At 63.2% G+C, this 24,029-nt stretch carries 22 protein-coding genes; 17 read left to right on the top strand and 5 right to left on the bottom strand.

Features of this window, described 5'->3' with window-relative positions; all coding sequences use genetic code 11:
• Positions 1-130: 130 nt before the first annotated feature.
• From Q0R02_RS06260 to pdeM, 3 genes are all read left to right on the top strand, one after another.
• On the top strand, positions 131-2,464 hold the full coding sequence (locus tag Q0R02_RS06260) for a ligase-associated DNA damage response DEXH box helicase (RefSeq protein WP_293881718.1): 2,334 nt from the start codon (positions 131-133) through the stop codon (positions 2,462-2,464).
• Positions 2,465-2,545: 81 nt separating this feature from the next.
• The gene (locus tag Q0R02_RS06255) at positions 2,546-3,469 is read left to right on the top strand and encodes an aspartyl protease family protein (RefSeq protein ID WP_293881711.1); all 924 of its coding nucleotides are present in this window, start codon (positions 2,546-2,548) and stop codon (positions 3,467-3,469) included.
• Positions 3,470-3,487: 18 nt separating this feature from the next.
• A complete protein-coding gene (gene pdeM / locus Q0R02_RS06250) occupies positions 3,488-4,150 on the top strand; it encodes a ligase-associated DNA damage response endonuclease PdeM (RefSeq protein ID WP_293881709.1) in 663 nt (220 codons plus the stop codon).
• Here pdeM and ubiG read toward each other — a convergent pair.
• Entirely contained in the window at positions 4,147-4,872 is a 726-nt protein-coding gene (ubiG, locus tag Q0R02_RS06245) for a bifunctional 2-polyprenyl-6-hydroxyphenol methylase/3-demethylubiquinol 3-O-methyltransferase UbiG (protein WP_293881717.1), read from the bottom strand. The two genes, pdeM and ubiG, sit on opposite strands and share 4 nt — an antisense overlap.
• Before the next feature lie 99 nt (positions 4,873-4,971).
• Between ubiG and Q0R02_RS06240 the strand changes: the two genes are divergently transcribed.
• From Q0R02_RS06240 to Q0R02_RS06175, 14 genes are all read left to right on the top strand, one after another.
• A complete protein-coding gene (locus Q0R02_RS06240) occupies positions 4,972-6,237 on the top strand; it encodes an aspartate kinase (protein WP_293881707.1) in 1,266 nt (421 codons plus the stop codon).
• Positions 6,238-6,254: 17 nt separating this feature from the next.
• On the top strand, positions 6,255-7,241 hold the full coding sequence (locus Q0R02_RS06235) for a nitronate monooxygenase (protein WP_293881715.1): 987 nt from the start codon (positions 6,255-6,257) through the stop codon (positions 7,239-7,241).
• Between the two features lie 168 nt (positions 7,242-7,409).
• Entirely contained in the window at positions 7,410-7,718 is a 309-nt protein-coding gene (locus tag Q0R02_RS06230; RefSeq protein ID WP_293881705.1) for a UrcA family protein, read from the top strand.
• Between the two features lie 85 nt (positions 7,719-7,803).
• Complete coding sequence (gene ptsP / locus Q0R02_RS06225; RefSeq protein ID WP_293881703.1) at positions 7,804-10,071, top strand: phosphoenolpyruvate--protein phosphotransferase; 2,268 nt, start codon at positions 7,804-7,806, stop codon at positions 10,069-10,071.
• 92 nt (positions 10,072-10,163) lie between these two features.
• The gene (locus Q0R02_RS06220; protein WP_293881701.1) at positions 10,164-11,027 is read left to right on the top strand and encodes a helix-turn-helix domain-containing protein; all 864 of its coding nucleotides are present in this window, start codon (positions 10,164-10,166) and stop codon (positions 11,025-11,027) included.
• 27 nt (positions 11,028-11,054) lie between these two features.
• Entirely contained in the window at positions 11,055-11,996 is a 942-nt protein-coding gene (locus tag Q0R02_RS06215; RefSeq protein WP_293881699.1) for a hypothetical protein, read from the top strand.
• Entirely contained in the window at positions 11,971-12,966 is a 996-nt protein-coding gene (gene tilS, locus Q0R02_RS06210) for a tRNA lysidine(34) synthetase TilS (RefSeq protein WP_293881697.1), read from the top strand. The genes Q0R02_RS06215 and tilS overlap by 26 nt, the downstream gene beginning before the upstream one ends.
• Positions 12,967-13,032: 66 nt before the next feature.
• A complete protein-coding gene (gene ftsH / locus Q0R02_RS06205) occupies positions 13,033-14,979 on the top strand; it encodes an ATP-dependent zinc metalloprotease FtsH (protein WP_293881696.1) in 1,947 nt (648 codons plus the stop codon).
• 71 nt (positions 14,980-15,050) lie between these two features.
• A complete protein-coding gene (locus tag Q0R02_RS06200; RefSeq protein ID WP_293881694.1) occupies positions 15,051-16,316 on the top strand; it encodes a glutamate-5-semialdehyde dehydrogenase in 1,266 nt (421 codons plus the stop codon).
• A complete protein-coding gene (locus Q0R02_RS06195; protein ID WP_293881692.1) occupies positions 16,280-16,954 on the top strand; it encodes a nicotinate-nucleotide adenylyltransferase in 675 nt (224 codons plus the stop codon). Before Q0R02_RS06200 ends, Q0R02_RS06195 begins: the two co-directional genes overlap by 37 nt.
• An 89-nt stretch (positions 16,955-17,043) precedes the next feature.
• Positions 17,044-17,379 carry a ribosome silencing factor gene (rsfS, locus tag Q0R02_RS06190; protein WP_293881713.1) on the top strand — a complete coding sequence of 112 codons (336 nt, stop codon included), beginning with the start codon at positions 17,044-17,046 and terminating at the stop codon, positions 17,377-17,379.
• A 6-nt stretch (positions 17,380-17,385) separates the two neighbouring features.
• On the top strand, positions 17,386-17,808 hold the full coding sequence (locus Q0R02_RS06185; RefSeq protein WP_293881690.1) for a 23S rRNA (pseudouridine(1915)-N(3))-methyltransferase RlmH: 423 nt from the start codon (positions 17,386-17,388) through the stop codon (positions 17,806-17,808).
• A gap of 46 nt (positions 17,809-17,854) precedes the next feature.
• Positions 17,855-19,615 (top strand): DNA helicase RecQ, encoded by a 1,761-nt coding sequence (gene recQ, locus Q0R02_RS06180; protein ID WP_293881689.1) that lies wholly within the window; start codon positions 17,855-17,857, stop codon positions 19,613-19,615.
• A gap of 10 nt (positions 19,616-19,625) precedes the next feature.
• Positions 19,626-20,057 carry a TIGR01244 family sulfur transferase gene (locus tag Q0R02_RS06175; RefSeq protein ID WP_293881688.1) on the top strand — a complete coding sequence of 144 codons (432 nt, stop codon included), beginning with the start codon at positions 19,626-19,628 and terminating at the stop codon, positions 20,055-20,057.
• Between the two features lie 241 nt (positions 20,058-20,298).
• On the opposite strand, the gene Q0R02_RS06170 is transcribed toward Q0R02_RS06175, so the two are convergent.
• The 4 genes from Q0R02_RS06170 to tldD all read right to left on the bottom strand — a co-directional run bounded on the left by Q0R02_RS06170 (position 20,299) and on the right by tldD (position 24,013).
• Complete coding sequence (locus Q0R02_RS06170; protein WP_293881686.1) at positions 20,299-21,756, bottom strand: ammonium transporter; 1,458 nt, start codon at positions 21,754-21,756, stop codon at positions 20,299-20,301.
• Between the two features lie 18 nt (positions 21,757-21,774).
• Positions 21,775-22,113, bottom strand: a complete 339-nt coding sequence (locus Q0R02_RS06165) for a P-II family nitrogen regulator (RefSeq protein WP_293881685.1) — start codon at positions 22,111-22,113, stop codon at positions 21,775-21,777.
• 237 nt (positions 22,114-22,350) lie between these two features.
• Positions 22,351-22,557, bottom strand: coding sequence for a DUF2007 domain-containing protein (locus Q0R02_RS06160; RefSeq protein ID WP_293881683.1), 207 nt, complete (start codon positions 22,555-22,557; stop codon positions 22,351-22,353).
• Between the two features lie 25 nt (positions 22,558-22,582).
• Complete coding sequence (tldD, locus tag Q0R02_RS06155; RefSeq protein ID WP_293881681.1) at positions 22,583-24,013, bottom strand: metalloprotease TldD; 1,431 nt, start codon at positions 24,011-24,013, stop codon at positions 22,583-22,585.
• Between the last annotated feature and the right edge of the window lie 16 nt (positions 24,014-24,029).

The raw sequence follows: 24,029 nt of genomic DNA, 5'->3' as shown, positions 1-24,029 counted from the left end.
CGAGACGCGCCATGATCCCTATATGGATGCGATGCCCATGGATTCAAAGATCGACCACATCCCGCTGCCGCAGGTGCTTGGCGACTGGTTTGCGGCCAAGGGCTGGCAGCCGCGACGTCATCAGCTCGAAATGATGGCAGCAGCGCGGGCAGGACACCATGCCCTGCTCGTCGCGCCGACTGGATCGGGCAAGACGCTCGCCGGATTCATGCCGACGCTGGTAGAGTTGATTGAGCATCTGGTTGATGGGCTTCACACACTTTATATCTCGCCCTTAAAGGCGCTGGCCGTCGATGTGCAGCGCAACCTGCTGACCCCGATTGCCGAGATGAGCCTGGACATCAGGGTCGAGACGCGCACGGGCGACACGCCGTCCGACCGCAAGAAACGTCAGCGCGAACGTCCGCCGCATGTCTTGCTGACCACGCCCGAAAGCCTGAGCCTGTTGTTGAGCTATCCCGACAGCACCGCCTTGTTCGCAGGACTGAAGACTGTGGTAATCGACGAGGTCCACGCCTTTGCTACCGGCAAACGCGGCGACCTGCTGTCACTCGGGATGTCGCGTCTCCAGACCATTGCCCCAAATCTGCGCAGGGTTGCGTTGTCGGCGACCGTCGCCGATGCCGACGGCTACCGCGCATGGCTGGCCCCCAATGGCGACATAGACAGCGTCACCGCCGTTCAGGGCGACCCGGGGGCCGAACCCGATATCGCCATCCTGCTGCCCGAAGGTCGCGTGCCCTGGGCGGGGCATTCGGGACGGTACGCCGCACCACAGGTGATGGCCGAGATCGAGACGCACAACACGACGCTGGTGTTCTGCAACACGCGCGCGCTGGCCGAACTGATCTTCCAGGATTTATGGAAAGCCAACGAACAGCGCCTGCCGATCGGCATCCACCACGGCTCGCTCGACATCGAAGCCCGGCGCAAGGTCGAAGCCGCGATGGCCGATGGCAAGTTGCGCGGGCTGGTCGCGACCGCCAGCCTCGATCTGGGCGTCGACTGGGGAAATGTCGATTGCGTCGTGCAGATGGGCGCACCGAAAGGATCGTCGCGGCTGCTCCAGCGGATCGGGCGCGCCAACCATCGGCTCGACGAACCATCCGAAGCCGTGCTCGTGCCCGGCAACCGCTTCGAATATCTTGAAGCACGCGCGGCACTCGATGCGGTCGAGGCGGGTGAACTCGACGAGGATCTGTTCCGCCCCGGCGCGCTCGACGTGCTGGCGCAGCATGTCATGGCGTGCGCCTGTGCCGCCCCCTTCGACGAAGCCCGGCTGCTTGCTGAAATCCAGTCGGCACTTCCCTACAGCGCGCTGGACCCGGAGACATTCGCGCGCGTGCTCGATTTCATCGCAACGGGCGGTTATGCGCTGCGTGCCTATGACAAGTTTCGCCGCCTGACGCGCGATCCCGACGGCTTGTGGCGGGTCACGCATCCCCGGTTTGTGACCCAGCACCGCATGAACGCGGGCATCATCGTCGAAGCGACAATGCTCACGGTCCGCTTCAAGAACGGTCGCAAGCTGGGCCGGGTCGAGGAGGGTTTCGCCGCATCGCTGACCACCGGGGACACGTTTTTCTTCTCAGGCATCAGCCTTGAGGTCGAACGGATCGAAACCGAGGAGCTGATCGTGCGGGCATCGTCACGACCGGCACGGATTCCCAGCTACGGGGGCGCGCGGCTGGCGCTGTCCACCCACCTGGCCCGGCGGGTCCGCACTTTTCTGGACGACAAGAGCCAGTGGGCGCGCTTTCCCACCGATGTCCGCGAGTGGCTGGAGATGCAGGTGCGGCGCTCGGTCCTGCCTGCGCCGGGACAGTTGCTGATCGAGACTTTCCCGCATCATGGCCGCCACTACATGGTCGCCTATCCGTTCGAGGGTTGGAACGCCCACCAGTCGCTCGGGATGCTACTGACCAAGCGGATGGAGACGCTCGGACTGAAACCCGTCGGATTTGTTGCCAATGATTATGCGCTGGCGACCTTTTCGCTGGAACCCATCATCGATCCCCGGCCCTTGTTTTCGGCGGACATTCTGGAAGATGAATTTGTCGACTGGGTGCAAAGTTCGCATCTGCTGAAGCGCGCGTTTCGGGAGGTCGCGGTCATCGGCGGCTTGGTCGAACGCCAGCATCCCGGCAAGCGCAAGACGGGGCGACAGGTTACCTTTTCGACCGACCTGATCTACGATGTCCTGCGCCGCTACGATCCCGACCATCTGCTGTTGAAGGCAGCATGGGCCGATGCCCGCGCCCGGATGACCGACGTCGGCAGGCTCGGCGCGCTGCTGGACCGCGCCGTTGACACCATTCTCCACGTCGACTTGCCCCGGGTTACGCCGCTTGCGGTGCCGGTGCTGGTGATGATCGGCCGCGAGCATGTTCCACAGGGTTCGGCGGACGACGACCTGTTGATCGAGGCCGAGGCCCTGGCGGCCGAAGCGATGCGGATCGACTGATCCGATTTCCCTGTTCGGCCATAGGATTTTCGGTCATGTTTCCAAACAGGGGCATGGCAGATGTCCGCAGGAGACGGCGGAATGCCCGCATCGAGGCATCGGGTTTCGACAGTTATGATCGCGACATCGCTGCTGCTGGTTTGTGCCCGCGGCGCTGCCCAGAGCACGCCGCCACCTCTCGTGCAGCCGACGGTGATCGACAGCGCCGCTGACAGCGCGATGCGCATGACCGTTCCGGTGATGATCGACGGGTCCGGCCCTTATCACTTCATCGTCGATACCGGCGCGGATAGAAGCGTCATTTCACGCGCGCTCGCCGACAGCCTGGGCCTGGAAGCTGCGGGATCGGCAACGCTTCATGGCATGGTGAGTGTCGACCGCGTTTCGACCGTCGCGCTGAAGCGGCTCGGGATCGCCGGTCGCGTCATTCCCCGCATCAACGCCCCCGCGCTCGCCGAGAGCAATATCGGCGCGCAGGGCATTTTGGGCATCGACTCGCTGAAGGATCGGCGGATCATCATGGACTTCCGCGCGCGCACGCTGACCATCGCCGAACCCGGCGCACGCGAACCGGTGGATCCCGATACCATCGTGGTGACGGCGCGCTCGCGATATGGCCAGCTGGTGCTGGTCGATGCCCAGATCGACTCTGTCCCCGTCACCGTCATCATCGATTCGGGCGCGCAGAACACGGTGGGCAATACGGCGCTTCGCACTCTGCTGGCCAGGCGGCATCGCAAGATGCGCTTTGTCGGGACCGAGTTGATCGACGTTACCGGCGCCCGGCTCGCGGCCGAAGTATCGGCGGTCGACAAGGTGCGCATCGGCGGGATCGAGCTTCGCCAGGTCTTCATTGCCTTTGCCGATGCCCATCCCTTCAAGCGCTTCGGACTTCAAAACCGGCCCGCCATGCTGCTAGGTATCGACACGCTCCGGTCGTTTCGTCGGGTTTCGGTCGATTTTGCCCAGCGAAAGGTCCGCTTTCTCTTGCCGGGCGACGTGTGACGGCATAGTCGCCGACCAATGGTTCCCTTTTCGTTCGCCGACCACGACCTTTGCGCGCTCCCCGGAGGGGCGCTTTACTGGCCGGCGCGTCGGGCGCTGATTGTCGCCGACCTGCATTTGGAAAAGGCGAGCTGGTTTGCCATCGGCGGCCAGTTGCTGCCCCCTTATGATTCAATCGCGACCCTCACTGACCTGACCGCGTTGGCAGTGGCTTGTGCGCCGCGCGAAATCTGGTGCCTCGGCGACAGTTTCCACGACAGTGCCGGTTGTGAGCGCTTGCCCGCCAGGGCGCAGGCGCTGTTGCGGTCGTTGACCGGTGCGCTCGACTGGGTGTGGATTACCGGAAACCATGATGCTGGCCTGATCGACCATTGCGGCGGGCGGATTGTCGACGAGGCCGAAGTCGATGGCCTGATCCTGCGCCACGAGGCGTCACCGCATGAGCCGCGCCCCGAGCTGTCGGGCCATTTCCATCCCAAGCTGCGCGTGTCGGTGCGCGGTCGCCGCGTTGCCCGGCGGTGTTTCGTGGCGTCTGCGACCAAGCTGATACTGCCGGCATTCGGATCGCTGACTGGGGGCCTGGACGCAGCCCATCCCGAAATCCTGCGCCTGACCGGCAGGGCGGCGCAGGCGCTGGTCCCGATCGAAAGCCGGATGCTGCGCTTCCCGCTCGCCGCCTAGCGACCTACGGCAGTCATCAGATAATCGAGGTTCAGGTCATCGGTCAGCGCAAAGCCGCTGCCTGGACGGTAGCTGATCCCACGGGTGTCGATTGCGCTCAGCCCCGCGCCCGCCAGCAGTCGTTGCAGTTCGTCGGGTGTCAGGAATTTGTCCCAGTCGTGCGTCCCCCGGGGGATTTGTCCAAGACCTTCGGCGACGGTGATGATCGCCAGTTTCGACAAAGCGGTCCGGTTCGGCGTCGACAGGATCAACAATCCACCGGGTGCCAAGGCATTTGCCAGTCCCGCCACGAACGCGCGCGGGTCGGCCACATGCTCGATGACTTCCATGCACGTGATCAGGTCGAACAGGCTCCCCGTGATCACGTCGGTCCCGCCAGCGCGATATTCGACGGCAAGCCGCGATTGCACCGCATGAGCGCTGGCCGCCGCGATATTTTCCGGGGCCGCATCAACCCCTGTCACCTCAGCCCCCAGCCGTGCCAGCGGTTCAGTCAGCAATCCCGCGCCACAGCCCATGTCCAGCGCCCGCTTCCCCGCCAGCGGGCGCCGGGCTGTAGGATCAAACTGCCAGTGCCGGTCCACCGCTGCGCGAATATAGCCCAGCCGCACCGGGTTCAGCTTGTGCAGCATGGCCGAGGATCCATTGGGATTCCACCAGTCACCTGCCATCGCGCCGAAATGCACGGCCTCCCGCGACAGGATGCTTGGATCGGAAGCCATAGTTACATCTGCCGTATGCGCCACGGTCGCGGTTGCGTTCGTCATGCCCCCTTTCTATCAGGGCCGCGCTGGAAAGCCCAAGGGGGAAGTTGACGCCATATGGCGCGGATTGTGATGAAGTTCGGCGGAACGTCGATGGCGGGCATAGAACGCATCCGCAGCGTGGCCGCGCGCGTGAAACGCGAAGTGAATGCGGGCAACCAGGTGGCCGTCGTCGTTTCGGCCATGGCCGGGGAAACCGATCGACTGGTCGGCTTTTGCCGGGAAGCATCCTCACTTTACGACGCCCGTGAATATGATGTCGTGGTTGCGTCGGGCGAACAGGTGACCAGCGGGCTGCTTGCACTGGCCCTGCAATCGATCGGCGTTCCGGCGCGAAGCTGGCTTGGCTGGCAACTGCCGATCCGCACCAACGACGCCCATGCTTCGGCCCGCATCCAGGACATCGACACCGCCGCGCTCGACGCCGCGCTGGCCAGCGGCGAAGTCGCGGTGATCCCGGGGTTCCAGGGCGTGTCGGACAACGACCGAATCTCGACACTGGGCCGCGGCGGCTCCGACACCTCGGCGGTCGCGATCGCCGCCGCCATGAAGGCCGATCGCTGCGACATCTATACCGACGTCGACGGCGTTTACACCACCGATCCGCGCATCGTCCCCCGCGCCCGCAAGCTGAAACGGGTGACGTATGAGGAAATGCTCGAACTCGCGAGCGTCGGTGCAAAGGTGCTCCAGACGCGCTCGGTCGGCCTGGCCATGAAGACCGGGGTCCGCATCCAGGTCCTGTCGAGCTTCGACGACCCCAATGACGGCGCGACGGCCGACACCCTTCCCGGAACAATGATCGTCGGTGACGACGAGATCGGAGACGATATGGAACGCCAGCTCATCACGGGCATCGCCCACGACAAGAACGAGGCAAAGATCACCCTGACCGACGTGCCCGACAAGCCCGGTGCGGTCGCGCGCATCTTCAGCCCGCTGGCGGCGATCAACATCAATGTCGACATGATTATCCAGAACATCGCGCATTCGACCGGATCGACCGATGTGACTTTCACCGTCCCCCAGGCCGAACTCAGCCGGGCGCTCGATGTCCTTGAGAAATCGCGCGGTGAAATTGGGTACGGGACGCTGGTCCACGATACCAAGGTCGCCAAGATATCGGTGGTCGGCGTCGGCATGCGAAGCCATGCGGGCGTGGCCTCGACGATGTTCACCGCTCTCGCCGATCGCGGTATCAATATCCAGGCAATCTCGACCAGCGAGATCAAGGTCAGCGTCCTGATCGAGGAAGATTACACCGAACTCGCCGTTCGCGTCCTGCACACCGCCTATGGCCTCGATGCGGAGGAAGGTGCTTGACCCGCCTCGACACCCTGATGGCGCGTGGCACTGCCTTTCTCGGCAGTGAAGTCGCCATCATGTGCGGCGCGATGTCGTGGATCAGCGAGCGCCATCTGGTCGCCGCCATATCCAACGCGGGCGGGTTCGGCCTGATCGCATGTGGCGCGATGACGCCCGCGCTGCTCGACACCGAAATTGCAGAGACGAAAAAGCGCACCGACAAGCCGTTCGGTGTGAACCTGATCACCATGCACCCCGACCTGATGGACCTGATCGCGGTTTGCACGAAGCATGGCGTTACCCATGTCGTGCTGGCTGGCGGATTGCCCCCCGCCGGCAGTCTCGACGCGATCAAGGGGTCTGGGGCGAAACTCATCTGCTTTGCCCCGGCCCTGAGCCTTGCCAAAAAACTGATCCGGTCGGGCGTGGACGCGCTGGTGATCGAGGGCATGGAGGCGGGCGGCCACATCGGTCCCGTTTCCACGTCGGTCCTTGCCCAGGAAATCCTTCCCGAAGTCGCCGAACAGGTCCCCGTCTTTATCGCAGGCGGCATCGGTCGCGGCGAAGCGATCGCTGCGTATCTCGAAATGGGAGCCGCCGGTGTCCAGCTTGGCACCCGCTTTGCCTGCGCGGCCGAAAGCATCGCGCACCCCAATTTCAAGAAGGCATTCTTTCGTGCATCGGCGCGCGATGCGGTGTCGAGCGTCCAGATCGATCCGCGCCTGCCGGTCATCCCGGTGCGCGCGTTGAAAAACGCCGGCACGGAGCTGTTTACCGCCAAGCAGGTCGAGGTGGCCCGATCGATCGACGAGGGCGGCCTGGCCATGGCCGAGGCCCAGTTGCAGATCGAACATTATTGGGCCGGAGCATTGCGGCGCGCGGTCATCGACGGCGACGTCGAGAACGGCTCGCTGATGGCGGGACAGTCAGTTGGCATGGTAAAGTTTGAAGAACCGGTCGCCCACATAGTCGCGGAGCTGGTCGCGCAAGCTACGGAAGCACTGGATAATCGCGCGACATAATATTTCAGTGCAAATCTGCAACTTAAATACTGAAATAATACTGCCAACGTAATGACTTGCGCTTGACTTATTTGAGTGACATGAGGCCCCCGGGTCCAAGGCTCGGGACGACTGCTTCGCGCGATCGCGACAGAGGTGGCGTCATTCTATTCGTGGAAGGAATCCATCGTGAAAATTTCAACTATCCTCCTCGCGGGGCTCGCTGTTTCGTGCGCAGTTCCCGCAATTGCCGAAACCGTTTCGGTCCCCGTGAGCTTCGCCGGGCTCGACCTGACTTCGGCGCGCGGCAAGGCCGTTCTCGATATCCGCATCAGTCATGCCGTCCAGGCAATTTGCGGCAAGCCCGACTTTCGTGATCTGAAAGCCATGGCCATCGCGAACAAGTGCACCAACCTGACCATGGCCGCGACCCAGCCGCGCGTCGCCATTGCCATCGCTTCTGCGCAGCAGTCCGTCCAGGTCGCTGCCGTAAATTGATCCGTCGTTCGGTCGATTGAAGCAATTGCGACAATCGACCGGGCTACCGGTTGGAAGCACGCGCTGCATCTGATAGCGCAACGAAATGCCATCCGCCGCCGCCTCCGCCCGCGAAATCCTGACCCGCCTGCATGAGGTCATGGCCTCCCGCACAGGGGCGCAGGCCAAGCTTAACCAGGTTGCCGGAATCATCGGCCAGGCGCTCGAAAGCGAAGTCTGTTCGATCTATCTCCTGCGTGACGGCGAACTCGAACTTTATGCGACGCGCGGCCTGAACCAGGACGCGGTCCACGTCACCAAACTCGCGCTTGGCGAGGGGCTGGTCGGCACGATCGCCGCCAATGTCGATACAATGAACCTCGACGAAGCGACCAGCCATCCCGATTTCGCCTATAAACCCGAAACCGGTGAGGAAATGTTCCACAGTTTCGCAGGCGTGCCGATCGTCCGGCGTGAGGAAGCCGTTGGGGTGCTGTGCGTCCAGCATGCCGATTCCCGCCGCTATGCCGAAGTCGAGATCGAGGCATTGCAGACCGTGGCCATGGTGCTGAGCGAACTGATCGCCAATGCCGGGCTGGTCGACGAAAAGCGGCACGGCACCGACCGCGTCCTGCAAACGCAGATGGTCCGGCTGACCGGCCTGAAACTGGTAGAGGGGATGGCACGCGGTCATGCCGTCTATCACCAGCCGCGCATCGTTATTGAACATACTGTTGCCGAGGATACCGAGGCCGAGCGCCACCGCGTCTATTCGGCATTCGACAAGATGCGCGAACAGATCGATCGGATGTCGGCGCAGGCCGAATTCGGACTCGACGGTGAAACGCGCGAGGTCATCGAGACCTACAAGATGTTTGCCTATGACGAGGGCTGGGGCCGTCGCATCAATGAGGCGATCGATTCCGGACTCACCGCCGAAGCCGCGATCGAACGCGTTCAGCAGCGGACCCGGATGCGGATGCGCCAGATCGACGATCCACTGCTGGCCGACCGGATGCACGATCTGGAGGATCTGGCGAACCGGTTGCTGCGCATCGTTTCGGGCCAACTCGGCACGGCAGCGCAGGCGGGATTGCGGCAGGATACGATCCTGATCGCGCGCAACCTCGGCCCGGCGGAATTGCTCGAATATGATCGACGGCGGCTGAAGGGCGTCATCCTCGAAGAAGGATCGCTGACTGCGCACGTCGTTATTGTCGCCCGGGCAATGGGCATTCCGGTGCTCGGTCGCGTCCGAGACGTGCGCCGGATGATCGTCGACGGTGATCCATTGTTGCTCGATGGGACAGAAGGCAATGTCGTCGTTCGCGCCAGCCCCGCAATGGAAGAGGCGTTCGATTCAAAGCTCGTCATCGGCCAGAAACGGCGCGCTCAGTTTGCGGCATTGCGCGACCAGCCATCGGTATCGAAGGACGGAACGCGTGTCACCTTGATGGTCAACGCGGGGCTGCGCGACGACGCGGCCGCGCTCGACATTACCGGTGCTGACGGTATCGGCCTGTTCCGCACGGAATTCCAGTTCCTGGTGTCCGCCACGCTCCCCATGCGCCAGCAGCAGCAACGCCTTTATCGCGACGTGCTGGACGCGGCGGGAGAACGCCCCGTGATCTTTCGCACGGTCGATATCGGCGGTGACAAGGCCCTGCCCTATATGCGGCAGGAGGAGAACGAGGAAAATCCCGCAATGGGGTGGCGCGCTTTGCGGGTCGCGCTCGACCGTGGCGGCCTCATGAAGCCACAGGCGCGCGCGCTGCTGGAGGCGGCGGCGGGACGGACGCTGAACGTCATGTTTCCGATGGTCTCGGAACCCTGGGAGTTCGACCAGGCCCAGGCAATCTTCGAGGCGCAGCGGGCGTGGCTGGTCGCGCGTGGCAAGCGGGTGCCGGCCGCTGTCCGGTATGGCGCGATGCTGGAGGTTCCGGCGCTCGCTGAAGTCCTCGACCTCCTGCTGCCCCGACTCGACTTCCTGTCGATCGGCACGAATGACCTGACCCAGTTCTTGTTCGCCGCCGATCGCGCCAACCCGCGTCTTGCCGAACGGTATGACTGGCTGAGCCCGGCTATCCTGAGGTTCCTGGCACGCGTGTCGAATATCGCGCATGAACACGACGTGCCGGTCGCCGTTTGCGGTGAGATGGGCGGACGTCCCCTCGAGGCGATGGCGCTCCTCGGTCTTGGCATCGAGCGGCTTTCGATTACCCCAGCAGCGATCGGCCCGATCAAAGCAATGGTTCGTTCGCTCGACCTGACGGCCCTGCGCGCCGAAATGCCCGGATTTCTTCGATCACCGCCCGCCGACATGCGCGCCACGATGGCGGCATGGGCGACAGCAAATAACATCGAGATCGCCTGATGAATGTGTCGCCTCGGTTGACATCATGGCGTCGGATTGTTGAGACAGTGCATACCGTCGCGCAATGCCGCTACGCGATGGGGAGATAAAATATGGTCGACGGCGAAATCCCCGAAAAGTCTCTGTTCCCGGTTTCGGTCGGTGAGCGCCTCCGAATGGCGCGCGAAACAGCCAAACTGGACTTGAACGATGTTAGCACACGGACCCGTATCCCCCTGCGCCATCTGACTGCGATCGAGAACAGCGATTATGCCGCGTTGCCGTCGCACACCTATGCGCTCGGTTTTGCGAAATCCTATGCGCGCGCGATCGGCATGGACGAAGTCGCGCTGGCGACCGACCTGCGCACTGAGCTCGGACGCAGCAATCCGGGCGCACGGGATACCGATGTCTACGAACCGGCCGACCCATCACGCGTGCCCCCGCGCCTGCTGGCGTGGACAGCGGCCCTGCTCGCACTGGTGATCGTGATTGCTTACGGGGTATGGCGGGCCGGGTTTTTTGGCGAAAACGACGCCGTCTTCCCGGCAACGGAGGCAGCTTCGCAGCAGGCTACTGCCCCGGTCGTGGTGCAGGGCCGAGCCGCTGCGCTGGTGGTCGTGCCCGCAGGTCGCGGACAGGTCGCCCTGACCGCGACCGTGCCCGTCTGGCTTCGCATCACAGACGCGACCAAGGCAGTTCTGATTCAGAAGGAACTGGCTGCCGGGGAAACCTACCAGGTGCCGCTTACGGCAACTGATCCGAGGATCCTGACCGGTCGGCCCGACGCGCTAAAGGTCACGATCGACGGGCGGGAGGTTGCGCCGCTCGGAACCGCGCAAACCACGATTCGCAATGCGCCGCTCAATGCTGCGGCGCTGAACGCGCGAACGCCAGCCTCAGCTTTGGTTGCGACGCCAAGTGCGGCCCCCGGTAGTAGGGCTGTTGCAGGGCATCTGGCGACCGTGCCACAATAATAAACGAACCTGGCTAAGGATGGACTGATGCGAGCAAGGATTTGGGCAGCGGCTTTGCTTGCCGGAACGATTATGGGGCCGCCTGCCATGGCGCAATCCAACGGGTCCGCCGGGCCCCTGGACCAGCGGATCGGCAAGCTCGAGAAGGAAATGAAGGCGGTTCAGCGCTCGGTCTTTCCGGGTGGAACTCCGGTCCAGCCCGACATCGTCGGGAACACCGGGCCAACAGAGCCGACGGGCAATCCCGCGTCCACGCCGATGGCCGATCTGGCTTCGCGCATCGACGCTCTGGAAAAGGGGTTGGCGTCGCTGACGGGGCAGGTCGAGCAGACTGGATATCGCGGACGCCAAGCCGACGAAGCGATCAAACGGCTTGAAGGACGACTGGCCGCGCTGGAGGGCGCCGGTCACGCTGCGATGACTGACGGGCTTGCGCCGACGGTGGCGCCATCCCGCCCATCTTCGTCCGGTGCAGTTCCGCTACCGCGCCCCGCCGCTCCGACCAGATCCACGATCGTGAAGCCGGACCCCGCCCACCGTGCCGCCGTCGCCGCGATCGAAATGCCCGCGACCGGCGACGCCGCGGAGGACGATTACACCTATGGCTACCGCCTCTACTCAGCCGGACTTTATCCAGAGGCCGAATTAAAGTTGAAGGAATTCGTCGCTAAATATCCGGCGCATCGTCGCTACAGCTATGCACAAAACCTGCTTGGCCGTGCCTATTTCGACGAAGGCAAACCAGCACTCGCCAGCGTCGCATTCTACGAAAACTACCAGAAGGCGCCAAAAGGCGAACGCGCGGCGGAAAGCCTGACATGGCTGGGCCAGTCGCTGACTAAACTCAAGAAATTGCCCGATGCCTGCAAAGTCTATGACGAATTGCAGGACGTTTATGGGACCCGACTATCTTCCGATCTCAAAGCAAAGGCGGCCAAGGGACGTGCTGACGCCAAATGCCCTGCCTGATGAAGCGATTGCGCGCTTCCGCACCGATATCGCGAATCTTGCCCGTCGACCCAGCTTCGTCAACGACCTTGCTGACGGCCTCATCGGCATCGCAATCTCGGGTGGACCCGATAGCGTAGCGCTGCTGCTGCTTGCCGAAGCTACATTCCCCGGCCGGGTTGTGGCGGCCACCGTCGACCACCGTTTGCGGGCAGCGTCAGGGCGCGAAGCAAGGTTCGTCGCCGATCTTTGCCGGGCGATGGGCGTGCCGCACACAACGCTGGTTTTGGAAAACATGGCGCGTGGCAACGTGTCCGCCGCCGCGCGAGAGGCGCGCTACGATGCGCTGGATGACTGGGCCGACGCCAATCTCGTTGGATGGTTGTTGACCGCGCATCATGCCGACGATCAGCTGGAAACGATGGCAATGCGCCTGAACCGGGCCTCGGGAGTGGCGGGCCTTGCCGGTATTCGCAGCCGTCGCGGGCGGATCGTGCGTCCCTTGCTTGGCTGGCGTCGCGCCGAACTGGTCGGGATTGTCACAGCAGCGGGGATCGTCGCGGTCGATGATCCGTCCAATCGTGACGACCGATACGACCGCGCCCGCCTGCGCAAGGCGTTGGCAGGGGCCGACTGGCTCGATCCACTGGCCATCGTCCGGAGTGCCGCTGCGCTGGACGAAGCCGACCGCGCGCTCGACTGGACGGTTTTGAAGCTGCGTGACGAGCGTCTGGTGGACGGTGCCGACGACTGGACATACGACGCGAGCGGGCTTCCTGCCGAACTCCTCCGCCGCGCGTTGATCGACTGTCTCCGCGTCGTTGATCCGGCCAGTCGGCCGCGGGGGACGACCATCGAACGCCTGCTGAATGCGCTGCAGGGCAACGCCACGGGCACGCTTGGCCGGGTGCGCTGTTCGGCGCGCAATGGCCATTGGCGCTTCACCCTTGCCGCTCCACGGCGCGTTAAAGCGACCAGCGGGCGCGATTAGGCGCGGCTGTTCCATTGTCATTAATCTAATGTCGCCTATCTTGGCTGTTGGAAGGCGAACACACCCATGAACGATGACAGACAGCCGCAGGGCAACCCTTGGATGAAAAGCTTGCTGATCTGGGTCGGCATTCTGGCCGCGCTGGCGGTGTTCGTTTCGATCTTCGACGGCCGCACGCAGACGGCTGCGGCGTCGGGCATCCCCTATTCCGAATTCGTCGCAAAGGTGCAGGAGGGTTCGGTCAAGTCGGTCGTCATTTCGACCAACGAGATTTCGGGCACTTTGAGCAATGGCGAGGCGTTTCGTACCTTCCCCGTTCCTGATCCCGAACTGACCGCACGCCTGACCAAGGCGAATGTCGATTACCGCGGCAAGCCCGAAGAGGGTGCCAGCATCTGGGTGCTGCTGCTTTACCAGGCGCTGCCGTTCGTGCTGATGATTGGCCTTGCGTTTTTCGTAATGCGCCAGATGCAAAAGAACGCCGGTTCGGGCGCGATGGGTTTCGGCAAAAGTCGCGCCAAGATGCTAACGCAGAAAGAAGGCAAGATCACGTTTGCCGACGTCGCCGGCATCGACGAGGCGCGTGAGGAATTGCAGGAAATCGTCGAGTTTCTGAAGGACCCATCGAAATTCGCCCGCCTGGGCGGCAAGATTCCGAAGGGCGCATTGCTCGTCGGGTCACCAGGCACGGGCAAGACCTTGCTTGCCCGTGCTATCGCGGGTGAAGCGGGCGTGCCGTTCTTCACGATTTCGGGTTCGGACTTTGTCGAGATGTTCGTTGGAGTCGGCGCAAGCCGTGTCCGCGATATGTTCGAACAAGCCAAGAAGTCCGCACCGTGCATCGTCTTCATCGACGAAATCGATGCCGTCGGGCGCCATCGTGGTGCCGGCCTGGGTAACGGCAACGACGAGCGCGAACAGACGCTGAACCAATTGCTGGTTGAAATGGACGGGTTCGAAGCCAACGAGGGTATTATCATCATCGCGGCGACCAACCGCCCCGACGTGCTCGATCCTGCCCTCCTCCGACCAGGTCGCTTCGATCGCCAGGTGACGGTGCCGCTGCCCGATATCGGCGGTCGTGAGATGATCCTGAAGGTTCATATGAAGAAGGTGCCGATTGCGCCCGACGTCGATGCCCGTACGCTGGCGCGTGGCACACCCGGCTTTTCGGGAGCCGACCTTGCCAACATCGTCAACGAAGCGGCGTTGCTGGCAGCACGTCTCGGCAAGCGCCTCGTTGCGATGGCTCAGTTCGAGGCGGCCAAGGACAAGGTGCTGATGGGCACTGAATGGAAGTCGCTCGTCATGACCGAAGACGAGAAAAAGATGACCGCCTATCACGAGGCTGGCCATGCTCTTGTTTCTTTGCTCGAACCTGCGACCGACCCGATCCACAAGGCGACGATTATCCCGCGCGGTCGTGCGCTGGGTATGGTGGTCTCTCTCCCCGAACGCGACAGCTATTCGTACCATCGCGACAAGATGTATGCCGACCTGGCGGTTACGATGGGCGGACGCGTTGCCGAGGAACTGATCTTTGGCCACGACAAGGTCTCGTCGGGCGCTTCGGGCGATATCCAGCAGGCCACCAAGCTCGCCCGTTCGATGGTGACCCGCTGGGGCATGTCCGAAAAACTGGGGCCGCTTCAGTATGAAGAGGCGCAGGCCGAAACGTTCCTCGGCTATTCGCAGAGCCAGCGGGTCAATATGTCGAACGAGACAGCCCAGGCCATCGACAGCGAAATTCGTCGGCTTGTGGATGGCGGCTACAATCAGGCCAAGATGCACCTGACCGACAATATCGAGAAGCTGAAGACGCTGGCCGAGGCGATGCTTGAGTATGAAACCCTGAGCGGTGACGAAATTGCTGCCCTGCTGCATGACGGAATCAAGCCAGACCGCAGCGGCATCGATCACAACAAGCCGCGCGCGTTGAACACCGGGGGTTCGTCGATTCCCAAAACGCGTCGGCCCGGCAAATGGGGTGATCCTGCCCCGCAAGGCGCATGACGGATCGGGTCCGGTCGATGACTGGACCCGCCAGTTTTGCGCAGCTTTGGCGCTTGTGCTAGCCGCCACGAATGGCCCGCGACGACATCGATCCCACAATCCTGATCATCGACATGGCGCATCGCGCCCGCACCGCATCGGCCATTCTTGCGCGCGAAACGAGCGCGCGAAAGGCAAGCGCCCTGATGGCGGCGGCACAAGCCATTCGTGACGCCCAATCTGATATTCTGGCCGCAAATGCGCTCGACTTGGCCGCTGCCCGTGCCAACGGTTTGTCACCGGCAATGATCGACCGCCTGCTCCTCGACTCCGCCCGCATCGTCGGAATCGCCGACGGTGTGGAGGCGGTCGCGGGGCTACGTGATCCCGTAGGCATGGTGATCGACGAAACTATTCGCCCGAACGGGTTGAAACTCTCGCGCGTGCGCGTTCCGCTTGGTGTCATCGGCATCATCTATGAAAGCAGGCCGAACGTCACGGTCGATGCGGGTATCCTGTGCCTGAAGTCGGGTAATGCCGCCATCCTGCGCGGCGGATCCGAAGCGATGCGCACCAACCGCGCGCTCCACACCGCCCTCATTACGGGTATCGTCGCCGAGGGATTGCCCGCCGATTCGATCCAGCTTGTACCGATCGTTGATCGAGCAGCCGTCGGCGCGATGCTGGTGGCACAGGGACTGATCGACATCATCATCCCGCGCGGCGGCAAAACGCTTGTCGCCCGCGTTCAAAATGAGGCCCGCGTTCCCGTCCTCGCGCATCTCGACGGCCTTTGCCACACCTATGTCGATGCCGCCGCTGACCCTGAAAAAGCCGTCGCGATTGTTGTCAATGCCAAGATGCGTCGCACCGGCGTCTGCGGCGCGACCGAAACTCTGCTGATTGACCGTGCCTATATCGGAGCCCCCGCGATCGTGACCGCCTTGCTGGATGCAGGCTGTTCGCTGCGGGGCGATGAGCAGGCGCTGACTCTCGACAGCCGCATCACGCCAGCAACCGAGGCTGACTGGGATACCGAATATCTCGACAGCATCTGTGCGGTTGCCTTTGTCGACGGCGTGGTGGGTGCGTTGGCGCATATCGCCGCACACAGTTCGCATCACACCGAAGCGATCGTCACCGAAAACGCGGCTATCGCCGAACATTTCCTGGCGGTCGCCGATTCGGCCATCGTCATGCACAACGCCTCCACCCAATTTGCCGACGGCGGCGAATTCGGGCTGGGAGCAGAGATCGGCATTGCCACCGGGCGACTTCACGCGCGCGGTCCAGTCGCGCTTGAAGGGCTGACGACGTATAAATGGCTGGTCCGTGGTGCGGGACAGGTGCGCCCCTGACCCTGAAGACCCCGATACCCACCGGCCTGCTCGGTGGATCGTTCAATCCCGCGCACACCGGCCATCGCGCGATCAGCCTGTTTGCGATGGATGCGCTCGCGCTCGATGAAACATGGTGGCTCGTATCCCCCGGAAACCCCCTGAAATCCGGCGCGGACGACATGGCTCCGCTGTCCGCGCGCTTGGCCTCGGCCCGGTCGATGGCGCGTCGTTCACGCATCCATGCCACCGATATCGAATCGCGGCTCGGCACGCGCTACACCGTCGATACCATCGCCGCGCTGGTCCGACGCTATCCTAACAGGCGCTTCATCTGGATCATGGGGGCGGACAATATCGCCCAGTTCCACCAGTGGCGCGATTGGCGGAGGCTGGCGCGTAGCGTAACGATTGCGATTATCGCGCGTCCGGGTTATGAGGGGTTCACCGCCGCGAGCCCTGCGTCGGTCTGGTTGCGTCGTTTCGTTCGACGCGCAGGCAGCGCGCAACACTGGACGCAATGGAGACCGCCGGCGCTCGTGCTGCTGCACTTCCGCCCCGATCCAAGCTCCGCCACGGCGCTGCGCCGGGCCGATTCCCTATGGTTTCGCCGTTTTTCAACCCACTCCACGGGTTTGCGCACGCCGCGCTTTCCCTGACTAAAGGACCGTCCTTGCCCGCAGCTGCCATCAGCCAGCCCTCTTCGTCTTCCGCTTTGCCGGGTGATTCGGTCGATGCTCTCCACGCCATGATCCTGGAACAGCTCGACGCCGACCAGGCCGTCGAACTCATCACGATACCGTTAGAGGGGAAATCGTCGATCGCCGACCACATGGTCATCGCCAGCGGTCGATCGACGCGACAGGTCGCCTCAATGGCAGCCAAGATCGCCGAGCGCATGAAAAAGGAATTCCGGCGCTCGGCACGGATCGAGGGACTACCCGCCGCCGACTGGGTTTTGATCGATGCAGGCGACGTGATCGTCCACCTGTTTCGCCCCGAGGTCCGCAGCTTCTACAACCTTGAACGGATGTGGTCCCTGACCGATGCGCCCATCGTGCCGGGGCCTGCGTTTCAGGACTGATCCGCTTTGAAGCTGCACATCGTTGCGCGGGGCCGCATTGGGCGCGGTCCCGAAGCCGACCTCGTCGCACGCTATGCAAAACGGATTGTCTGGCCATTGATCATCACCGAGTTGCCTGAAACCGGCGGCAAGGTGGCCGACCTGATCGCTCCTGCCCGAATTGTCGCACTCGACGAGACGGGCGACCAGCTTGGATCCGCCGCGTTCGCCAGACTGCTGGCAGGGTGGCGGGACGAGGGCATTCGCGAGGCCCGCTTCCTGATCGGTGCCGCCGATGGCCTGACCGTTGACGAGAGTCGCAGCGCCGACCGGGCATTGTCGTTCGGGTCGGCGACGTGGCCACATCTGATGGTCCGCGCGTTGCTTGCCGAACAGCTTTACCGGGCGACGACCATCATTGCCGGGCATCCCTACCATCGGGAGGGGTGATGCCAACCCACTCGACGCCACCCGCCCCCGTTCGCTAAGGGCAGGCATGGCCGACCTTCTCGATACCCTCAAAACAACCTTCGGCTTTTCGGCATTCCGGGGTGTCCAGCGGCAGGTGATCGACCGTGTCATGGCGGGGCAGCGCACTGCGGCGATCATGCCGACGGGGGCGGGCAAGTCGCTCTGCTATCAGCTGCCGGCGGTGATGCTGCCCGGCACCTGCGTCGTGATTTCGCCGCTGATCGCGCTGATGCACGACCAGCTGCGCGCGGCCGAGGCGGTTGGGATCAAGGCGGCGACGCTGACGTCGGTCGACACCAACCAGGCCGAGACGATTGCGCGGTTTCGCAACGGCGATCTCGACCTGCTGTATGCAGCACCCGAGCGCGCATCGGGCGATGGGTTTCGCGACCTGCTGTCGCAGGGGTCACTGTCGCTGTTCGCCATCGACGAGGCCCATTGCGTTTCCGAATGGGGGCATGATTTCCGGCCCGACTATCGGCTGCTCCGCCCACTGTTCGACCGCTTTCCAGAGATGCCGCGCCTTGCGCTGACAGCGACGGCCGACGAACATACCCGTGCCGACATCCTGACCCAGCTCGGTATTCCCGATGACGGCCTGATCGTGGCGGGGTTCGACCGCCCCAACATCCGCTACAACATCGCGCCGCGCACCGGGTCGCGGCAGATCGCCGATTTCGTCGCCGAGACGCCGGGTGCCGGGATCATCTATGCCCAGACCCGCGCGCAGACCGAAAAGCTGGCGGCGCAACTGGCGCTGAACGGGAGGCCCACGCGGGCCTATCATGCCGGCCTGGAGCCGTCGGTGCGCGCCGCCAACCAGGCGGCGTTCGTGAAGTCCGAAGACATGGTGATGGTCGCGACGATCGCTTTCGGGATGGGGATCGACAAGCCCGACGTGCGGTTCGTCGTTCATGCCGGGCTGCCGAAGTCGATCGAGGCCTATTATCAGGAGACCGGGCGCGCAGGCCGCGACGGCGATGCGGCGGCGGCGCAGCTGTTCTGGGGGGCGGAGGATTTTGCGCGCGCCCGGCAGCGACTGAGCGAAATTCCCGAGGACCGGATCGGAGGCGAGCGCACGCGACTTTCCGCGCTCGGCACTCTTGTTGAAACGGGATCGTGCCGCCGCGCTGTCCTGCTCCGCCACTTCGGAGAGGTCCCCCCTGAGAATTGCGGGAATTGCGACAATTGCCTGAACCCGCCCGCCCGGACTAACCTGACCGAACTGGCGCGCAAGCTGCTGTCGGCGGTGTATCGCACCGGGCAGATGTTCGGCGTCGGCCATATCGAGGCGGTGCTGACCGGCCAGTCGAATGAGAAGGTCCTGAAGCTGGGTCACGACCGGCTGAGCGTGTTCGGAATCGTGACCGGCGAGGAGGCCGAAATGGTCAAGCCGGTCGCCCGCGCGCTGCTGCTCCGCGATGCGCTGGGCCAGACCGAACATGGCGGACTTGAGCTGGGGCCGGAGGCGCGCGCTATTCTTAAAGGGGACGCGGAATTTGCCATCGCCATCCCGCCCCGACGCGAGAACCGGCGGCGGCGGGGGAACGACCAACCGGCCAACCCGGTTGGCGACCCGCTATTCGAGGCACTGCGCGCGCGAAGGCGCGAACTGGCGGTCGAGGCACAAATGCCGCCCTATGTGATTTTTCACGATTCCACCCTGCGGGAGATGGCAAGCGTGCGACCGACAACGCTTGGCGAACTGGGTCGGCTGGGCGGGGTCGGGACGCGCAAGCTGGACGCCTATGGCGAGGCGTTCCTGCAGGTTATCAAATCCAACTGAAGGACGTGCGATGTTCAGGACGCTCGACGAAAAAGTTTTGGTGTCCCCCCAGATCGGGCTGGCAGAGATAGCGCAGGCCAAGGCGCAGGGCGTCGTCCTGATCGTGAACAATCGCCCCGATGGCGAATCTCCCGATGAGCCGCAGGGAGCCGAAATCGAGGCGGCGGCGCGCGCGGCGGGCATCGACTATATCGCGATCCCCGTCGGCCAAGGCGGGTTTGGCCAGCCGCAGCTTGATGCGATGGCGGCGGCACTAGAAAATGCCGAAGGTCCGGTGCTGGCCTATTGCCGATCGGGAACGCGGTCGACGCTATTATGGTCGCTGGCCCGGGCACAACTGGGCGATAATCCCGCAATCCTGCACGAAAAGGCCAATGCAGCGGGTTATGACCTGACCCCGGTCGCAGCGCTGGTTGACATGCTGGCAGCAAAATCCAGTTAGAGTCACAGGACTCGCAGTAAATGAGCAATTAAATTACGCCACGCTGGTTCAGATTTTCAAAGAGCGGCGCTGCATTAGCGGTCATCCGCGCTGTAGGACAGGCGACCCACATGGAAAAACGGGCCAAACGAAAAATGGGCCGGGGCGCTTGTGTGCGCTCCGGCCCAGTCGTTCGCAGGAGGAACCTGGTCTGGGCTGGCACCGATCGGGGAGAGGTTCCGTCGCTGCCAGCCCAAGCTCGTCAATAATGGTAGGCGCGCTCACCATGTTCGGCGAGGTCGAGCCCTTCACGTTCGACATCCACGGTCGGACGAAGCCCGATTGTCTTGTCGACGATGAAAAAGAGGATCGCCGAACCGATGCCTGAGAACAGCAGCGTGAAGACGACCGCCTTGAACTGGATGAACAGCTGTGCTGCATATCCGGGGAACGCAAAGATCGCGGTGCCGGGCTGCGACGCATAGTCCGCGATGCCCTGTCCGCCGAGCGCGGGAGCGACGAGGATACCGGTCATCAGCGCCCCGAAGATACCGCCAATGCAGTGGACACCGAACACGTCGAGCGAGTCGTCATAGCCGAACTTGTTCTTCACCGTGGTGACGAAGAAGAAGCAGAGTGGCGACACCAGCAGGCCAAGAACGACAGAGCCCATTGGCCCGGCGAAACCCGAAGCCGGGGTGACCGCGACCAGCCCTGCGACGGCACCGGTGACGGCACCCAGCAGCGATGGCTTGCCCTTGACGACTTGCTCGACCAGCAACCAGCTCAACCCCGCCGCCGCGGTTGCGACGAACGTGTTGATGAACGCAACACCGGTGACACCGTTTGCTTCGAGGTTGGAACCGGCATTGAAGCCGAACCAGCCAACCCACAGCAGCGAGGCACCGATCATCGTCATGGTCAGCGAATGCGGTGCCATGACGTCCTTGCCGTAACCCGTGCGCTTGCCGATCATGAGGCAACCGACCAGGCCAGCGATACCGGCATTGATGTGGACGACCGTGCCACCGGCAAAGTCGAGCGCGCCCATCTGGAAGAGGTAACCGGCATGGCTGTTGACTGTCGCAAGCGCGTCGGCGCCAGCGATCGCTCCGGCAGCGATGGCATCGGGGCCATCCCAGTACCAGACCATGTGCGCCATCGGAAAGTAAACGAAGGTCACCCACAATGCGACGAACAGCATCAGCGCGCTGAACTTCACACGTTCGGCAAATGCGCCGACGATGAGTGCGGGCGTGATACACGCAAACGTCATCTGGAAACAGATGTAGACGTATTCAGGAATATAGACGCCATTCGAGAAGGTCGCGACCTGTGAGTTGGCATCGACGCCGATCAGCGCCAGCTTGCTCAACCCGCCGGTGAAGGGGGTCGATCCGCCGGTGAAGGCCTGCGAATAACCCCAAGTTACCCAGATGACCGAGACAATGCAGACGATCATGAAGACCTGCGTCAGGATCGACAGCATGTTCTTGGTGCGGACAAGGCCGCCGTAGAACAAGGCGAGGCCGGGAACCGACATCATCAGCACGAGCGCCGACGAAATCAGCATCCAGGACGTATCGCCCTTGTTCACGGTTGCAGCCGGGATCGGCGATGCGGCGACGGCGGCTGCCGCTTGCGCCCATGCGGGCTGCCCCAGGATCGTCGCGGCGCCGAGCGCCCCGAGTCCCAGTCCAATTTTATGCGATAGTTTCATCTTTCCCCCTGTCTCTTTCTAGAGCGCGTTATTGTCGGTTTCGCCGGTGCGAATACGCACCGCCTGGCCGATATCGAGAACGAAGATCTTGCCGTCGCCGATAGCGCCGGTGTTGGCCGCAGCCTGGATCGATTCGACGACGCGTTCGGCCATCGCAGAGTCGCAGGCGACCTCCACTTTCAGCTTTGGCACCATGTTCGTCGAATATTCGGCACCGCGGTAAATCTCGGTCTGGCCCTTTTGACGGCCAAAACCCTTTACCTCGGTCACGGTCATTCCCGCGACGCCAAGCTCGGTCAGTGCCTCACGCACCTCATCGAGCTTGAACGGTTTGATAATCGCAACGACGAGTTTCATGCCGCCCCCTTGTGGTTATATTCCAAGGTGCAGTGCAGCAAGGGTCATGCCAAGTTCGGATGGCAGGCCATCAAGACCGAGCCGGAATGGGATCACGCTCACATGGCTCATGATTGTGCACCGATCACCGGGTGGCTGCCTAATAAATAGGCAATTGGGTGCCGCAGACGAAATGATCAGCCGTTGCTCGAGCTTTTCAGGTCTGGATGGTTCTGGCCGACATCATGCGCACACGACCTAGCCAGCGTTCCCGATGATGCCGCGCGCAATGGCCAAGTCTTCGTCGAGCACCATCACGCGCACCGGAATCACCCAGCCCGCGCTGTCGGCGATATTCATGCCGCCGTCGAACGCCACGCTGTCGATGCCTTCGACCTGCAACAGTCCGCGCACCATCGCGGCCTCCACGGCGTTGGGATAATTGCCGAGTTCGACCAACGCCATCAAATGGTGAGCGTCGGCGGCGAAGTCATGCGCCCGTGCCGCCCACCGTCAGCCGATCAACCAGCAATGTCGGCTGACCCACGCCTGCCGGGACCGATTGCCCGCCCTTGCCACAAACGCCAATGCCCTCGTCCAGCGCGAAGTCATTGCCGATGCCGGTCACGCGCGTGAGGACGCTGGGGCCATCGCCGATCAGCGTCGCACCCTTGATCGGCGCGCCGATCTTGCCGTTTTCGATCTTGTACGCCTCGGTACAGCTGAATACGAATTTGCCCGAGACGATATCGACCTGCCCGCCGCCAAAGCTCTTGGCAAAGATGCCCGATTTCACCCGCGACAACAGCTCGGCCGGATCATCGTTACCCGCCCGCATGAACGTGTTGGTCATGCGCGGCATCGGCGCATGGGCGTATGATTCACGGCGACCGTTACCAGTGGCGGGAACGCCCGTCAGCCGCGCGTTGAGGCGATCCTGCATATAGCCCTTCAATATGCCGTCCTCGATCAGGATGTTTTCCTGGGTCGGCGTACCTTCGTCGTCGATGGTGAGCGACCCCCGCCGGTCGGCCAGCGAGCCGTCGTCGATCACCGTGACGCCGGGCGCGCCGATGCGTTCGCCGATGCGTCCCGAAAACGCTGAGCTGCCCTTGCGGTTGAAGTCACCTTCGAGGCCGTGGCCGATGGCTTCGTGAAGGATAATACCGGGCCAGCCCGAACCGAGCAGCACCGTGGTTTCACCCGCGGGGGCGGCCACCGATTCGAGGTTGACGAGGCCCTGCGCCAAAGCTTCGTCAATGGCGCGGTTCCAGGTCACGGGTTCGAACAGATGGTCGTAGAGATAGCGGCCGCCCATGCCATAAGAACCGCTTTCGCGGCGGCCGTTGGCCTCGACGACGATGCTGACATTCAGGCGCACGAGCGGGCGGATGTCGGTGGCGACGAACCCGTCGGCGCGGACGATTTCGATGACGCTCCAGCTGCCCGACAGCGATGCCGACACCTGGACGACACGCGGATCGCGGGCGCGGGCGGCGGCATCGATTTCCTGCAGCAACGCGACTTTTCGCGCGAAAGGTATCAGGCCGAGCGGATCGCTCGACGTATAAAGATGGCGATTGTTACCGCGCGGGGGGGGGGCCGGCTGCTGCTTGGCCGGATCCAGCAGACGCATCGTTTCGGCGGCGCGGCGAATGCCTGCTTCACTGACATCCTGCGAATGGGCGAAACCGGTCGTCACACCCGACACACCGCGCAGTCCGAAACCGTGTTCGGTGCCATAATCGGCGGTCTTCAGCCGTCCGTCATCGAAGCCGAAGCTCTCGGTTGCGCGATACTGAAGGTAAAGCTCGCCATCGTCACAACTGCCGAGCGCGTCTGCCGTCAGCCGCTGGGCAGCGTCGGGGGTCAGCTGATTGTCACGATAAAGATAGCTTCGGGGGTCGGTGGGGCTGGTCATTTGCACGATATAGGAC

The organism is Sphingomonas sp., assembly GCF_025353885.1.
GTDB lineage: Bacteria > Pseudomonadota > Alphaproteobacteria > Sphingomonadales > Sphingomonadaceae > Sphingomonas_O.
The sequence above is the reverse complement of the archived record's forward strand: the minus strand, read 5'-3'. Positions and strand labels throughout refer to the sequence as shown.

What these genes read in the sequence shown, in the direction of transcription:
- Q0R02_RS06175 (WP_293881688.1), top strand. Translation starts at nt 19,626, where the DNA reads ATGTTCAGGACGCTCGACGAAAAAGTTTTGGTGTCCCCCCAGATCGGG.
- Q0R02_RS06165 (WP_293881685.1), bottom strand. Translation starts at nt 22,113, where the DNA reads ATGAAACTCGTCGTTGCGATTATCAAACCGTTCAAGCTCGATGAGGTG.
- recQ (WP_293881689.1), top strand. Translation starts at nt 17,855, where the DNA reads ATGGCCGACCTTCTCGATACCCTCAAAACAACCTTCGGCTTTTCGGCA.
- Q0R02_RS06215 (WP_293881699.1), top strand. Translation starts at nt 11,055, where the DNA reads ATGCGAGCAAGGATTTGGGCAGCGGCTTTGCTTGCCGGAACGATTATG.
- tldD (WP_293881681.1), bottom strand. Translation starts at nt 24,013, where the DNA reads ATGACCAGCCCCACCGACCCCCGAAGCTATCTTTATCGTGACAATCAG.
- Q0R02_RS06235 (WP_293881715.1), top strand. Translation starts at nt 6,255, where the DNA reads ATGGCGCGTGGCACTGCCTTTCTCGGCAGTGAAGTCGCCATCATGTGC.
- Q0R02_RS06170 (WP_293881686.1), bottom strand. Translation starts at nt 21,756, where the DNA reads ATGAAACTATCGCATAAAATTGGACTGGGACTCGGGGCGCTCGGCGCC.
- ftsH (WP_293881696.1), top strand. Translation starts at nt 13,033, where the DNA reads ATGAACGATGACAGACAGCCGCAGGGCAACCCTTGGATGAAAAGCTTG.
- Q0R02_RS06200 (WP_293881694.1), top strand. Translation starts at nt 15,051, where the DNA reads ATGGCCCGCGACGACATCGATCCCACAATCCTGATCATCGACATGGCG.
- ubiG (WP_293881717.1), bottom strand. Translation starts at nt 4,872, where the DNA reads ATGGCTTCCGATCCAAGCATCCTGTCGCGGGAGGCCGTGCATTTCGGC.
- Q0R02_RS06255 (WP_293881711.1), top strand. Translation starts at nt 2,546, where the DNA reads ATGCCCGCATCGAGGCATCGGGTTTCGACAGTTATGATCGCGACATCG.
- Q0R02_RS06195 (WP_293881692.1), top strand. Translation starts at nt 16,280, where the DNA reads ATGGCTGGTCCGTGGTGCGGGACAGGTGCGCCCCTGACCCTGAAGACC.
- Q0R02_RS06160 (WP_293881683.1), bottom strand. Translation starts at nt 22,557, where the DNA reads ATGGCGTTGGTCGAACTCGGCAATTATCCCAACGCCGTGGAGGCCGCG.
- Q0R02_RS06260 (WP_293881718.1), top strand. Translation starts at nt 131, where the DNA reads ATGATGGCAGCAGCGCGGGCAGGACACCATGCCCTGCTCGTCGCGCCG.
- ptsP (WP_293881703.1), top strand. Translation starts at nt 7,804, where the DNA reads ATGCCATCCGCCGCCGCCTCCGCCCGCGAAATCCTGACCCGCCTGCAT.
- pdeM (WP_293881709.1), top strand. Translation starts at nt 3,488, where the DNA reads ATGGTTCCCTTTTCGTTCGCCGACCACGACCTTTGCGCGCTCCCCGGA.
- Q0R02_RS06240 (WP_293881707.1), top strand. Translation starts at nt 4,972, where the DNA reads ATGGCGCGGATTGTGATGAAGTTCGGCGGAACGTCGATGGCGGGCATA.
- Q0R02_RS06220 (WP_293881701.1), top strand. Translation starts at nt 10,164, where the DNA reads ATGGTCGACGGCGAAATCCCCGAAAAGTCTCTGTTCCCGGTTTCGGTC.
- rsfS (WP_293881713.1), top strand. Translation starts at nt 17,044, where the DNA reads ATGATCCTGGAACAGCTCGACGCCGACCAGGCCGTCGAACTCATCACG.